Here is a 12628-nt window from a genome sequence, read left to right as displayed (position 1 = left end):
CATATGTTAAGTGGGACTGGCATAAGGCCTAACGACTTAAAAAACAGGTAGCTTTTGGCTGCCTGTTTTTGTTACACTGAGAATATGAAAGTGGGGTCGTGATAGTGTATAAACATTTGATTTTTGATTTAGATGATACTTTATTGGATTTCCGTAAAGGCGAAGAGGTTGGTTTGTTGAATGTTTTTCGTGATCACGAAGTGCCAGATGTTCGCCAAGCGTTTGATAAGTATCAACAAATTAATCGGGGATTATGGTCGGCTTATGAACGTGGTGAAATTAGTAAGGACCAAATCCACAATACCCGGTTTGCAACGCTGTTTGATCAATTTGGTCGTGATGTCGATGGTGTTGCACTTGAAAAAGAGTACCGTGGATATTTAAATGAGAATTACTATGTTTTGGATGGCGCGGAGGCGCTATTGCAACAATTGACCAAGCAAGGATATAAATTGATTGCGGGCACAAACGGGGAGCAACACACGCAGGAACAACGTATGGCCCATACCGGCTTTATGAAGTACTTTGATGATATGGTGACATCGGATGAAATTGGCCATGCTAAACCGGCCACGGAGTTTTTCGATGCGATATTTAACAAGCAACCGGCTATGACGCGCAGCAACACAATTATGATTGGTGATGGCCTGGCATCGGACATTCAGGGCGGCAACCGTTATCACCTTGATACGCTTTGGGTCAACTTACACCAAGTGGCAAACAACACGCCATATCAAGCAACATACGAAGTTAATCAATTAGACACAATTCCAGACATTGTGCGACGATAATTCAAAAATATCAAACCATCCCCTTAAATAAAGTGGATGGTTTTCTTTTTGGCAGCATACAGCGGTCAAACACCTGGCATATAATGAATGATAAAGAAACATGCTAGGAGGGGATTCCGATGGAACAAACAAATGGGGTTGTTATTTATGCATCAAAATATGGCACAACTGAGAGGTATGCGCAGGCTTTCGCAACGCTGATGGGGTTACCTTTGTGTGACTTGAAGCAATGTCAAGCCTTAGCGAGTGAGCCAGGTATTGAGAAAGTCTATGTCTTTGCGCCAATTTACCGACGGGTTATTATGGGACTACCAGAGATTTCGCATGTGTTCGATCCGGCTAAGGTTGTCAAAGTGTTTGTCGTTGGGATGACATCACCAGAAGACCACGCCACGATTCATTTCTTACAGGAACAAATGCTGGATTATATGCCAAATGCCACCATGCAACTTTTGGGTGGCAAAATTGTCTTTGACGACATTAGTATGTCAGATAAGATGTTGCTGCGGGTGATGTACGGTTTTGAAAAGCGTAAGGCGCTAGCAGATCGCACACCAACTGAACAGCGACTTGTTGAAATGTTTGAAGAGGGTAAGGCTGATATGACCGATATGACTAAAATTCATGATGCGGTATCGTTGCTTGAATAGGGAGTCAGTTAGGGTGGTGTTTTCATGAAACGTTTTGCGTCACCAATTGTATATGGCGGGTTAGATGGCATTATTACCACTTTTGCGGTCGTTGCCGGCTCAGTTGGTGGAGATATTTCCAATGTGGTCATTATCATCTTGGGTTTTTCTAACTTATTGGCCGATGGATTTTCAATGGCTGCAGGTGCCTACTTATCTGCAACGGCCGGTAAGACAAAACGGGCGGCGTTTGAGGATGGCGTGGCAACATTTTTGTCCTTTAATGTTTTTGGGTTAATTCCGTTGAGTGCTTACTTAATTGTAAATGCTGTGATTCATAGTTCAACTGTGGCTTTTCCAATCTCGTTCCTGATTGTAGGGGTAGCTTTGGCGCTGCTGGGGATGGTCAAAGCTGAATTGACCAATAAATCAAAACGGGCTGAAATTGGGTTAACATTACTCGTTGGTTATGTGGCAGCCAGCGTTGCTTATGGGATTGGCGCATTATTAAATTATTTGCTATAGAAAAAGCGAGTTTACCGGTAATGGGTAAACTCGCTTTTTGTTATTAACGGCCTAGATCAAAATAAACATAGGCAAGATTAATGGGCGACGCTTAGTCTTCTCGTACAAGAAGCGTTGTAGTTGTGACACAACCGCATTGCGAATACTGTGCTCGCTAGCGTTTGGTTCACGCATCGCTGTTAGAATCGCGTGGAAAATTTCCTTGCGACCTTCATTGATCAAGTCTTCTGACTCACGCATGTAGATAAAGCCACGTGACAAAATATCAGGACCGGCTGTGATTTCTTGGTTCTTCAAGTCAATTGTTGCGACCACAACAACCAAACCGTCTTGTGACAACATTTGGCGATCACGCAACACGGCAGAACCAACATCACCAATACCGTTTCCATCGACATACGTGTCTTCGGCAGGAATGTGGTCTGCAACGCGAGCTGAATCAGCGGTCAAAGCAAGGACATCCCCGTTATCAAGGACAAACGTGTTTTCCTTTGGCACACCAACTTCATGACTCATGCCTTCGTGAACCTTCAACATCCGGTACTCACCGTGAACAGGCATAAAGTACTTTGGCTTAATCAAAGATAACATTAACTTTTGCTCTTCTTGGCCACCGTGACCAGAAGCGTGAATGTTGTTGATTTTACCGTGGATAACAGTGGCACCAGCTTCCTCAAGTTCGTTAATGACGCGGTTAACAGATTGTGTGTTACCAGGAATTGGTGAACTTGAGAAGATAACGGTGTCATCCGGTTGGATTGAAATCTGCTTGTGTGTACCGTTAGCAATGCGGGCCAAGGCAGCCATTGGCTCTCCCTGTGATCCCGTTGACAAAATCAAGACCTCGTTAGCAGGAAGGTGATTGATTTCGTGCGCATCAACCAACATTTCTTTTGGAATATCCAAGTAGCCAAGGGCCAAACCATTCGTTACGGCGCTTTCCATTGAACGGCCGAAGACGGCAATCTTGCGTCCGTGGGCGAGGGCAGCTTCAGTCGCCATTTGCACACGTGACATGTTTGATGCGAACGTGGCAAAAATAATGCGGCCATCGATTTCATCAAACAACTTGTCAATTGTCTTACCCACCCAACGTTCTGACTTTGAAAACTCAGCTCGTTCGGCGTTCGTTGAGTCAGACATTAATAGTAGGACACCTTCAGAACCGATGCGGGCCATCTTTTGTACGTTAGGTGGCTGCTTAGTTGTTGGGGTGAAGTCGAACTTGAAATCACCAGTCTCAACGATTGTTCCTGATGGCGTATGCACTGCAATTCCGAATGTATCTGGAATCGAGTGCGTCGTACGGAAGAATTCAACACTCATGTTGTCAAACTTAAGAACAGTATCTTCATCAATTTCGTGAAGTTCGGTACTGTTTAACAATCCGTGCTCATCCAACTTGTTCTTAATTAATGCCAAGGCGAGAGGGCCAGCATATACAGGGACGTTAACTGCGTTCAAGAAAAAGTGAATGGCCCCAATGTGGTCTTCGTGACCGTGGGTGATAACCAAAGCTTTAATCTTGTCGCGGTTTTCCTTGAGGTAGGTGTAATCAGGAATCACATAATCAATTCCTAATAGTTCATCTTCTGGAAACTTAACACCGGCATCGACGACGATGATTTCATCACCAAATTGAATACCATAAGTGTTCTTTCCAATTTCCCCAAGGCCACCAAGCGCATATACTGCAGTCTCGTCTGGACGAATATCCAGATTCATGACCATATTAGAACTCCGTCAACTTAAAGTTGGGACTTTGTTGCTCGTAAGCCAAAGCCTTTTCTGACAATTGTTCAATCAATTCAACATTGTAGTCTGTGTTTGACTCAACTGCTAAACGTGCAGCTGGTTGGTCAGCAGCATCAATGTAAAGTGATTGCGTGTTTTCACGCTTTGGGTTTTGTGTCTTAGTAGGTTGGTAGTAAACCTTAAAAATCATAATCGGTTAATCTCCTTAATTTATTACTGTCTTGTACCGAACAATCTTAAAACTAATTTTATCAGAAATACCGTCCAAATACCATATTCAACGAAACCAAGGCACATGTATCCTAAATATATTTGAAATCATGCATCAGATTTGGGTAGTCGTTTTTTATCCGCTTTTCGGTTAAACTTGAAGTAATGAAGACGGAGGACAGCAAAGATGAGTAAGAACATCTGGGAAAAAATAAAAGATAATGTCCGCGGCGTACAGGGAAAGTTCAAGCGTTCTTATGTGCCAACAACGACACCAGAAGAAGTGGCGCTGGCTAATCAACTGAAAATGACGTTACCATCAACCATTGCAACTTACATTTATGTCAGTGGGGAATGGGACACCATGGCAAATCGTGCACTAAGTGGTTCAGTCATCTTATCAACTGATACGCCGGCTGAACAGAATGCCGTGCGACATCAAGCAATTTCATCCGCCTATGAAGCAGAATTGTTTGCAATGGTCGATGCGTTGTCAGCAATTGATTTGGTTAAGCGTCAAACGGGCCACTTTGTTCTTGTGACTGGGTTAACAGATTTCGTTCGTAATTATAACGATTTCACGTTAGCGCAACATTTTTCAGAATTGCCAGAACGACCAACTTCAACGGATCGCCTTTATCATGATTTTGTCCAATTAGCGGCAACGTACCAATCGTTACGGGTTGTTGCTGGTAGTGAAAAGGATAAGCAACAAACGAATTTCGTGGCCCAAAAGTTAAATCGTATGCTGGCGGGCTACCGCGATTCACGAGGTAAATAATCATGTGGTTAGTTTGGGTGGCTTTATTAGTTGGGTTACTGTTGGTGGCATTAACCATCTACCGACGATATGGACGTCGTTTGACTGAACGACAGATTATTGCCTCACAACAAGTTGTTAACGCTGGTATGACCGTCGCGCTCCAGGAATTAGCCAATGACTTGCTGTTGTTCACAATGGAACGACCAACTTCAACGTTGGTGGCTAATATTTGGGGCCATGAAGTCATGGCATTCGAGTTCGAACTACCATACCGGGAGCGCCAAGAAGTTGTCGTGGTCCGGCAAGCGTTGAATAATGCGCTACGTGACTATTCGCAGGATGAAAATCTAGTCAGTGCGTCAGAGACCGATATGGCGTTGGTTGTGACGGACGTCTGGTATGACAACCGTAAGCCAATGTTGCACGTCGATGTCGCACATATTGTTAATGAAGAAACGGCTGCGTATTTACGAGATTTACGTAAGTTGAATCAACCGGTCTAGAGTTTGCTATACTAGTATTATTAAGAATTTTTTGTAGGAGATGAGCAGATGTATTTGATGAAAGATATCGTCCGTGATGGCGATCCTGTGTTGCGTCAACAAGCAGCTAAGGTGACTTTCCCTTTGTCAGACGAGGTAAAGGAAGCAACTAAGAACATGATGGAGTACTTAGTTGTCTCACAAAACGAAGAAGAGAACGAGAAGTGTGGTCTTCGTCCAGGCGTTGGACTTGCGGCACCACAAGTTGGCATTTCACAACAATTTTCATCAATTTTGATTCCTGATGAAGATGTTGACGATACTGACATCGATGAAGATGCGGCCCCAACGTATTTCTTTAAAGGAACGATTTATAATCCAGTCATCACGCGTCAGTCTGTTAAGCAAACGGCTTTGTCAATGGGTGAAGGGTGCTTGTCAGTCGACGAAGATATTCCTGGATATGTAGAGCGTGCTTACCGGATTACCGTTAAGTATCAAGATGAAAATGGCGATGCGCAAGAATTGAAGTTGGAAGGCTACCCAGCCATCGTATTCCAACACGAAATTGACCATTTGCATGGCACGCTATACTACGATCACATCAGCAAGACGGCGCCATGGGATGAAACTGATGGCACACGTTACATTGGGTAATTCGTATGGCAAACGGTGATTCGAATTTTAATTACCCAATGTTAGACGGTTGGTCAACGGCTGATATTATTGCCGTTAGTGGTCTATATTCTGCTGTAGCTACGGCCTATGAATCTGGGATTGATCGATTGAAATTATTAGCGGCCTACGATGCGTTTAAGCAAGTTGTCCCTAGTAAAGCTGAAGAAAAGCAACTTGATCGGGAATTTGGTGGTGAGTCAGGGTATAGTATCTATCGCACCATCCAAGCCGCAAAGCAAAGTGATAAGAAACAGCTAAAAATGGAAGGCTAACGGTATGAATGAAGCGCAATTAAAAAAGCTTGATCAGACTGTATTAGGTTGGTTGGACACGGTACACGATACGGTGCTCAAACGCGTCACGCAGCGCATGCGCGTGGATACAAAAGCAGGTCATCGCGATTTAGTCACTAATGTGGACCGCGAGACAGAACAATTTTATGTTGATGCGATTCGTCGTTTTGATCCTAAAGCAAAAATTCTTGGTGAAGAAGGTTTTGGGGATGCGGTTAACGACATGGCCGGCCGAGTTTGGTTTGTTGACCCAATCGACGGGACGATGAATTTTGTGAAGCAACAGGCAGAATTTGCAACAATGTTGGCATTGTATGAAGATGGTCAGCCAGTGATGGCTTGGATTATGGATGTTGTTAACCATGACATCATCCACGGTGGTCCGGCATACGGGGTGTATCACAACGACACACCGCTGGCGACACCAAAAGATACGGGCTTGGCTGACGGATTGATTATTTTGTCTGGTGCACGCCTGCTATATGAGCAATTTGGGTTTCCTGAAGTGGCGAAGGCCGCTTTAGGGTTCCGTGTGTATGGCTCGGCGGGCATTTCTTATCTACATGTTCTGACGGGTAAGGCCGTTGGATATGCCAGCAATATGAAGCCGTGGGACTATGCTGCGGGGACATTGCTTGGTGAAGCTTTAGGGTTTAAAGTCGGAAAAATTGACGACCAACCTATGAATATGTTAATATCAGGAACAGTTCTAGTGGCAACACAACAAGCATATAGTGATATTATGGCAATTGAACGTGACCTTTAATGCTTATTTCTATAGGTGGGCCGCGTGTAAGCGGCTCACTTTTGTTAGTTGTTACACCGATTAGAGTAAAAAAGTGACGTATAGTCAAGGAGAATTAGGATTTTGGCAAAGCGCGAAAACATCCGTAACATTGCAATTATTGCCCACGTCGACCACGGTAAGACGACGTTGGTTAATGAATTGTTGAAGCAATCAGACACGCTTGATATGCGTACTGAACTTGGCGATCGTGCCATGGACACAAACGATCTTGAAAAGGAACGTGGAATCACGATCTTGGCCAAGAACACGGCCGTTAAGGTTGGCGACAAGCAAATTAACATCTTGGACACGCCAGGGCACGCGGACTTCGGTGGTGAAGTTGAGCGTATCATGGGTATGGTTGACGGTGTTTTGTTGGTTGTTGATGCCTTTGAAGGTACGATGCCACAAACTCGTTTCGTTTTGAAGAAGGCCTTTGAGCAAAACTTGACGCCAATCGTTGTTGTGAACAAGGTTGACCGTCCAGGTGCTCGTCCTAACGAAGTTGTTGATGAAGTGCTTGATTTGTTTATCGAATTGGGTGCGGATGAAGATCAATTGGAATTCCCAGTTATCTTCGCTTCAGCTATGAACGGAACATCATCATTGGATGCTGACTTGGCTACGCAAGAGCACACAATGACACCAATCTTCGACACTGTTTTCGAAACGATTCCTGCCCCAGAAGATAACTCAGACGAGCCATTGCAATTCCAAGTTTCATTGTTGGATTACAACGATTTCGTTGGACGTATCGGTGTTGGACGTGTCTTCCGTGGTAAGATCAAGGTCGGAGATAACGTTACGGTTATGAAGCTTGATGGTACGCACCAAAACTTCCGTGTAACGAAGTTGTTTGGTTTCATTGGTTTGGACCGTGTTGAAATTAACGAAGCTATTGCTGGTGATTTGATTGCTCTTTCAGGTATGGAAGAAATTTCAGTTGGTGAAACGGTTGTTGATCCAGCCCACTTGGATGCTTTGCCAATTTTGCGTATTGACGAACCAACGTTGCAAATGACGTTCCGTACGAACGATTCACCATTTGCTGGTCGCGAAGGTAAGTTTGTGACGGCTCGCCAATTGGAAGATCGTTTGCGTCGCGAATTGCACACTGACGTTTCATTGCGTGTTGATGACACTGATGAAGCTGGTGCATGGTTGGTATCAGGACGTGGTGAGTTGCACTTGTCAATCTTGATCGAAAACTTGCGTCGTGAAGGCTTTGAATTGCAAGTTTCACGTCCACAAGTTATCTTCAAGGAGATTGATGGCGTTGAATCAGAACCATTCGAAGCAGTTCAAATTGATACACCTGACGAGTACTCAGGTTCAGTTATCGATTCATTGAACCAACGTAAGGGTGAAATGCGCAACATGGAGCCAACTGGTACGGGTACGACTCGTATGGAGTGGTTGGTACCTTCACGTGGTTTGATCGGTTACTCAACTGAGTTCATGTCATTGACGCGCGGTTACGGTATCTACAACCACACGTACGAGACGTACGCACCGGTTGTTAAGAACTGGAACCCTGGTCGTCGTAACGGTACTTTGGTTTCAATTAACCAAGGAACTGCAACGACTTACGCTATCATGGGAGTTGAAGATCGTGGAACGATGTTCATCCACCCAGGTGACGATATCTATGAAGGAATGGTTGTTGGTATGAACAGCCGTGACAACGATATCTCAGTTAACGTTACTAAGGCCAAGAACCAAACTAACGTTCGTTCATCAAACAAGGACCAAACTGCCTCAATCAAGACGCCACGTGATATGACGCTTGAAGAGTCATTGGAGTTCTTGGATGACGATGAATACGCTGAAGTAACGCCAGAACACGTTCGTATCCGTAAGCAAATTTTGGTTACGGCTGAGCGTGAGAAGGCTGCTAAGCGTCGTAAGATTGCCCAACAAGGCTAATCTATTAAAATAGACTAAGAAAACTCCTGTGGACCAGATTGCTGGTCACAGGAGTTTTTTGTAATTTCATGAAGGCCTGAGAGGAACTGCTAGTTTTGTGCTAAAATTATAAGAGCAATTAAAGACAGTAAAGGGGTTCTCCTATGCAAAAAATTAACGCACGGCGGGGCAGTCTATCTGTCTTTTGGCGTGAAGTGTTAAAAATGATTGTGAAACAAGTTAAATACATGGACATCCAGATGTTAATCGCAATCGTTGCCTTGATGGTCTTCGGGACGGGAATGGTATTCACGTCGAGTACTAACATGGCGAGTGGTTCCGCGTTAAGCTTTTTTGGAAAACAAGTCCTTTTTGCAATTATTGCATTGATCGCAATGATTGTGATGACCGTTATCCCAATTCGGTGGCATTCAAAAGGTATCAGCAAGATAATTGTGTTCTCAGTTTATATTTTAATTGGAGTCCTGATTTACACGTTCCTATTTACCGACCCTGTGTCTGGGGCCAAGGGCTGGATTAATTTTGGATTTCTATCATTTCAACCGGTCGAATATTTTAAAATTGCTTTGATTTTATGGTTTGCTTACCGCTTTTCACATCGGCAACTTGATTCAAGTCGAACCTGGCATAGTATTCGTGAGCGATTGAATATTCATGATATTTTGCCACCGTTATTTGGTGTGATTCTATCTGTTGCGATGCCTGACATGGGTGGTGCGGCTATCTTAACATTTATTATTCTGACGATGGTCTTTACGTCAGGGATAAAAGTACGGGGCTTGAGTTTCTATATTTTGGCAATCGTCGCCTTTTTGGTTGCTTTACCGTATTTGCTACCGATAATTAGTAAGACTGGCTTGATGGCTTACCAATTAAAGCGATTGGAAACATATGCCAATCCCTGGGCAGATTTAGACAGTGGTCACCAATTGATTAATTCTTACTATGCGATTAGCAATGGCGGCTTATTTGGGCGCGGCCTTGGTAATAGTATTCAAAAAACGGGTTATTTGCCAGAGCCGAATACCGATTTCATTATGGCGGTAGTTGGTGAAGAATTGGGAGCTGTGTCAATTTTGATTGTGTTAGCCGTATTTGGTTTCATCTTATGGCGACTCATTCACTTTGCACTCCAGACGCCAAGCATGCAGTACCGCTTGATGTTGTATGGTATCTCAGCCTACATCACCATTCAAATTTTAATTAATTTAGGTGGGGTTGTCGGATTACTGCCAATTACTGGGGTGACTTTCCCAATGATTTCGTATGGTGGATCATCATTATTGTCATGGGGAATAACGTTTGGCATTGCATTTAATGTTATCGGTTTGATTAAACAACAACAAGAATACGAAAAGGAGCGTGCGTCGGTATGACATTTGAAGTTACCCAGCGGCGCAGTGTCATTGTCCACCTAAAGAATGTGCGACAGGCACGCCAATTACGGCGCTTTGGCGTGGTGAGTTATATTTCAGAAAAAATGAAGTATGCTGTCATTTATATGAACGAGGCAGATGTCGCAACAAAATCTGCGTTGATTGAGCGATTGGGTTTTGTGTCATCAGTAGAGTTGTCACATTGGCCAGACGTGGATACCACGGTAGGTAGCCAAGGTGACGGCTTTGAATTATCTGTTGATCCATCAGAATTGGCTGATGAACCAGCTGAAGAAGAGGAATTATAATGCGTATTGTTAGTGGAGAATTTGGTGGTCGTCCTCTAAAGGCGGTCCCAGGTGATGCAACGCGACCAACGACAGATAAGGTTAAAGAAGCTATTTTTAGCATGATTGGCCCTTATTTTGACGGTGGACGCTCATTAGATTTGTATGCCGGTTCAGGTGGTTTGAGTATTGAAGGTGTGTCACGAGGCTTGGATGAAGCGGTATTGGTTGATCGTCAGTTTGCAGCCATTAAGACGATTAATGACAACATTGCGGTTACAAAGGCACCAGAAAAATTTACGGTTATTAAGAGTACAGCAGACGCTGCCATTCAACGTTTGATGGGATCGACACCATTTGATGTCTTATATTTTGACCCACCATACGCTAAGCAAACTATTTTGGCCGATTTGGCCAAGCTGCAAGCCGCAAACCTGATTGCACCAGATGCGTTGGTTGTTGCAGAGACGGATCAGTTCGCGAATTTACCAGAGGACATACCAGGGTTCAGTTTCATTAAGCAAAAAGATTATGGCATCACCGTTGTGACGCTTTATCAATATGAGGGGGAGTAAATATGCGTCGGGTATTGTTTCCAGGAAGTTTTGATCCATTTACAAATGGGCATTTAGATGTTGTTCGTCGTGCGTCGAAGTTGTTTGATGAAGTGGTCATCGGCGTAGGTACAAACAAAATGAAGAAGTATTTATTTTCTCCTGAAGAAAAGATTCGGTTAATTGAGGCGTCGACGGCTGATTTACCCAATGTTTCAGTACGCGAAATGACAGGCCTCACGGTTGACTACATGAAAGAGATTGCAGCCGATACATTGGTGCGTGGTTTACGTAACGAAACGGACTACTTGTACGAACGTGATATTGCAGAAATGAATCACTATTTAGGCACAGTTGAAACTGTTTTTTTGATGGCACGACCAGAACACCAAAATATCTCTAGCTCAATTTTGAAAGAAGTTGTCAGTTTTGGCGCTGACGTACATGACCTTGTGCCTGCGCCAGTAGCCGCTGCTTTAATTGAAAAAGTGCAAGGTAAGTAATATGGCGAAAGCAACTCATAAGAAACGACGTTGGCTTAAAATATCCGGCATTATTGTCGGCATATTAATGCTGCTAGTTTTAGTTTGCCCATTACCCTTGTATGCTGAAACGCCTGGAGAAGCTGATGATTTGAGTCATTACATTAAAGTCGATGGTAAAAAGCCAAAACTTGATGGTCAGTTTATGATTACAGCAGTTTACATGTCACAAGTGAACGGTATTGGTGCCATCATGGCTTGGCTAGATCCAACGGCATCGCTGATGACATCTTATGAGGCGAACGGTGGCGGTTCATCTGCAGATAACGTCGCCATTAACAAGATTTATATGGATTCAGCTGTCAACGAAGCTAAGGCAACGGCCTATAAAGCAGCAAAAATTCCTTATAAACGTTCCTTTAACGGTATTTATGTGATGGCGGTTCAGGACAATTCTAATTTTAAAAAGGCTTTAAAAGTGGGTGATACGATTACTTCAGTTGATAATCATCACTTCAAATCTGCGAAGGGTTTTCAGGATTACATTCGGTCAAATAAAGTTGGATCGAAACTAACAATTTCCTATGAGCGGAATAAGAAAGCTAAACAGGCAACTGGAAAGTCAGTGGCACTAGCCGGTACTAAAAAGTTGCCAGGAATTGGTATCGCCCTGACAGATGATGTGTCGGTTAGTTCAGCACGTAAAGTCTCAGCCAACATGGGCGATATCGGTGGCCCATCGGGTGGCTTGATGTTTTCGCTGGAAATGTATGACGCCTTGTCGAACCAAAATCTAGCCGCCGGCCGTAAGATTGCTGGGACAGGTACAATTGATAAGGACGGCAATGTTGGTGAAATTGGTGGTATCGATAAGAAAGTTATTGTTGCCCATGAGGCAGGTGCCAAAATTTTCTTCGCACCATATTTAAAGCCAACTAAGAGTAACTTGGCGCTGGAGTCAGATGGTTTAACCAATTATCAATTGGCTGTTAAAACGGCCAAGAAATATGCACCGAATATGAAGATTGTGCCGGTTAAGACCTTTACTGAAGCAGTTAACTATTTGCAAACTCATTAAATTAAGAATGAC

Annotated in this window: 16 protein-coding genes; 14 read left to right on the top strand and 2 right to left on the bottom strand. The window is 43.7% G+C overall.

The genetic code is table 11. From position 1 onward, the window contains the following. Positions 1-104: 104 nt before the first annotated feature. From ESE_RS0108010 to ESE_RS0108000, 3 genes are all read left to right on the top strand, one after another. Positions 105-791, top strand: a complete 687-nt coding sequence (locus ESE_RS0108010; protein ID WP_010373704.1) for a YjjG family noncanonical pyrimidine nucleotidase — start codon at positions 105-107, stop codon at positions 789-791. Positions 792-910: 119 nt separating this feature from the next. Continuing rightward, positions 911-1441 carry a flavodoxin domain-containing protein gene (locus ESE_RS0108005; protein ID WP_010373703.1) on the top strand — a complete coding sequence of 177 codons (531 nt, stop codon included), beginning with the start codon at positions 911-913 and terminating at the stop codon, positions 1439-1441. Between the two features lie 24 nt (positions 1442-1465). Then, on the top strand, positions 1466-1945 hold the full coding sequence (locus ESE_RS0108000; protein ID WP_010373702.1) for a VIT1/CCC1 transporter family protein: 480 nt from the start codon (positions 1466-1468) through the stop codon (positions 1943-1945). 51 nt (positions 1946-1996) lie between these two features. On the opposite strand, the gene rnjA is transcribed toward ESE_RS0108000, so the two are convergent. Both rnjA and ESE_RS0107990 read right to left on the bottom strand, forming a co-directional pair. Further along, on the bottom strand, positions 1997-3676 hold the full coding sequence (rnjA, locus tag ESE_RS0107995; RefSeq protein WP_010373701.1) for a ribonuclease J1: 1680 nt from the start codon (positions 3674-3676) through the stop codon (positions 1997-1999). A gap of 1 nt (position 3677) precedes the next feature. Continuing rightward, positions 3678-3890: a DNA-directed RNA polymerase subunit epsilon gene (locus ESE_RS0107990; RefSeq protein WP_010373688.1), complete on the bottom strand. Its 213-nt coding sequence runs from the start codon at positions 3888-3890 to the stop codon at positions 3678-3680. A gap of 207 nt (positions 3891-4097) precedes the next feature. On the opposite strand from ESE_RS0107990, the gene ESE_RS0107985 reads away from it, so the two are divergent. From ESE_RS0107985 to ESE_RS0107935, 11 genes are all read left to right on the top strand, one after another. Continuing rightward, positions 4098-4691: a hypothetical protein gene (locus ESE_RS0107985; protein ID WP_010373686.1), complete on the top strand. Its 594-nt coding sequence runs from the start codon at positions 4098-4100 to the stop codon at positions 4689-4691. Positions 4692-4693: 2 nt separating this feature from the next. Then, the gene (locus tag ESE_RS0107980) at positions 4694-5176 is read left to right on the top strand and encodes a hypothetical protein (protein WP_010373684.1); all 483 of its coding nucleotides are present in this window, start codon (positions 4694-4696) and stop codon (positions 5174-5176) included. A gap of 48 nt (positions 5177-5224) precedes the next feature. Then, complete coding sequence (def, locus tag ESE_RS0107975; protein WP_010373681.1) at positions 5225-5812, top strand: peptide deformylase; 588 nt, start codon at positions 5225-5227, stop codon at positions 5810-5812. 5 nt (positions 5813-5817) lie between these two features. Next, positions 5818-6105, top strand: coding sequence for a UPF0223 family protein (locus ESE_RS0107970; RefSeq protein ID WP_010373679.1), 288 nt, complete (start codon positions 5818-5820; stop codon positions 6103-6105). Between the two features lie 4 nt (positions 6106-6109). After that, positions 6110-6892 (top strand): inositol monophosphatase family protein, encoded by a 783-nt coding sequence (locus ESE_RS0107965; RefSeq protein ID WP_010373677.1) that lies wholly within the window; start codon positions 6110-6112, stop codon positions 6890-6892. A 102-nt stretch (positions 6893-6994) separates the two neighbouring features. After that, positions 6995-8839, top strand: a complete 1845-nt coding sequence (gene typA / locus ESE_RS0107960) for a translational GTPase TypA (protein ID WP_010373675.1) — start codon at positions 6995-6997, stop codon at positions 8837-8839. Positions 8840-8982: 143 nt separating this feature from the next. Further along, positions 8983-10215, top strand: coding sequence for an FtsW/RodA/SpoVE family cell cycle protein (locus ESE_RS0107955; RefSeq protein WP_010373673.1), 1233 nt, complete (start codon positions 8983-8985; stop codon positions 10213-10215). Further along, positions 10212-10523, top strand: a complete 312-nt coding sequence (locus ESE_RS0107950; RefSeq protein ID WP_010373670.1) for a YlbG family protein — start codon at positions 10212-10214, stop codon at positions 10521-10523. The genes ESE_RS0107955 and ESE_RS0107950 overlap by 4 nt, the downstream gene beginning before the upstream one ends. Next, complete coding sequence (gene rsmD / locus ESE_RS0107945) at positions 10523-11077, top strand: 16S rRNA (guanine(966)-N(2))-methyltransferase RsmD (RefSeq protein ID WP_010373668.1); 555 nt, start codon at positions 10523-10525, stop codon at positions 11075-11077. Before ESE_RS0107950 ends, rsmD begins: the two co-directional genes overlap by 1 nt. Positions 11078-11079: 2 nt before the next feature. After that, positions 11080-11559, top strand: coding sequence for a pantetheine-phosphate adenylyltransferase (gene coaD, locus ESE_RS0107940; protein ID WP_010373666.1), 480 nt, complete (start codon positions 11080-11082; stop codon positions 11557-11559). Position 11560: 1 nt separating this feature from the next. Further along, positions 11561-12616, top strand: a complete 1056-nt coding sequence (locus ESE_RS0107935) for a SepM family pheromone-processing serine protease (RefSeq protein ID WP_029237496.1) — start codon at positions 11561-11563, stop codon at positions 12614-12616. The last annotated feature ends 12 nt before the right edge of the window (positions 12617-12628 follow it).

Source organism: Weissella cibaria KACC 11862, from assembly GCF_000193635.1.
GTDB lineage: Bacteria > Bacillota > Bacilli > Lactobacillales > Lactobacillaceae > Weissella > Weissella cibaria.
The sequence above is the reverse complement of the archived record's forward strand: the minus strand, read 5'-3'. Positions and strand labels throughout refer to the sequence as shown.

Coding starts and splice junctions, on each gene's coding strand:
- rnjA (WP_010373701.1), bottom strand. CDS start 3,676: ATGGTCATGAATCTGGATATTCGTCCAGACGAGACTGCAGTATATGCG.
- ESE_RS0107970 (WP_010373679.1), top strand. CDS start 5,818: ATGGCAAACGGTGATTCGAATTTTAATTACCCAATGTTAGACGGTTGG.
- ESE_RS0107955 (WP_010373673.1), top strand. CDS start 8,983: ATGCAAAAAATTAACGCACGGCGGGGCAGTCTATCTGTCTTTTGGCGT.
- coaD (WP_010373666.1), top strand. CDS start 11,080: ATGCGTCGGGTATTGTTTCCAGGAAGTTTTGATCCATTTACAAATGGG.
- ESE_RS0107990 (WP_010373688.1), bottom strand. CDS start 3,890: ATGATTTTTAAGGTTTACTACCAACCTACTAAGACACAAAACCCAAAG.
- ESE_RS0108000 (WP_010373702.1), top strand. CDS start 1,466: ATGAAACGTTTTGCGTCACCAATTGTATATGGCGGGTTAGATGGCATT.
- ESE_RS0107980 (WP_010373684.1), top strand. CDS start 4,694: ATGTGGTTAGTTTGGGTGGCTTTATTAGTTGGGTTACTGTTGGTGGCA.
- ESE_RS0107935 (WP_029237496.1), top strand. CDS start 11,561: ATGGCGAAAGCAACTCATAAGAAACGACGTTGGCTTAAAATATCCGGC.
- ESE_RS0108005 (WP_010373703.1), top strand. CDS start 911: ATGGAACAAACAAATGGGGTTGTTATTTATGCATCAAAATATGGCACA.
- ESE_RS0107985 (WP_010373686.1), top strand. CDS start 4,098: ATGAGTAAGAACATCTGGGAAAAAATAAAAGATAATGTCCGCGGCGTA.
- def (WP_010373681.1), top strand. CDS start 5,225: ATGTATTTGATGAAAGATATCGTCCGTGATGGCGATCCTGTGTTGCGT.
- ESE_RS0107965 (WP_010373677.1), top strand. CDS start 6,110: ATGAATGAAGCGCAATTAAAAAAGCTTGATCAGACTGTATTAGGTTGG.
- rsmD (WP_010373668.1), top strand. CDS start 10,523: ATGCGTATTGTTAGTGGAGAATTTGGTGGTCGTCCTCTAAAGGCGGTC.
- ESE_RS0107950 (WP_010373670.1), top strand. CDS start 10,212: ATGACATTTGAAGTTACCCAGCGGCGCAGTGTCATTGTCCACCTAAAG.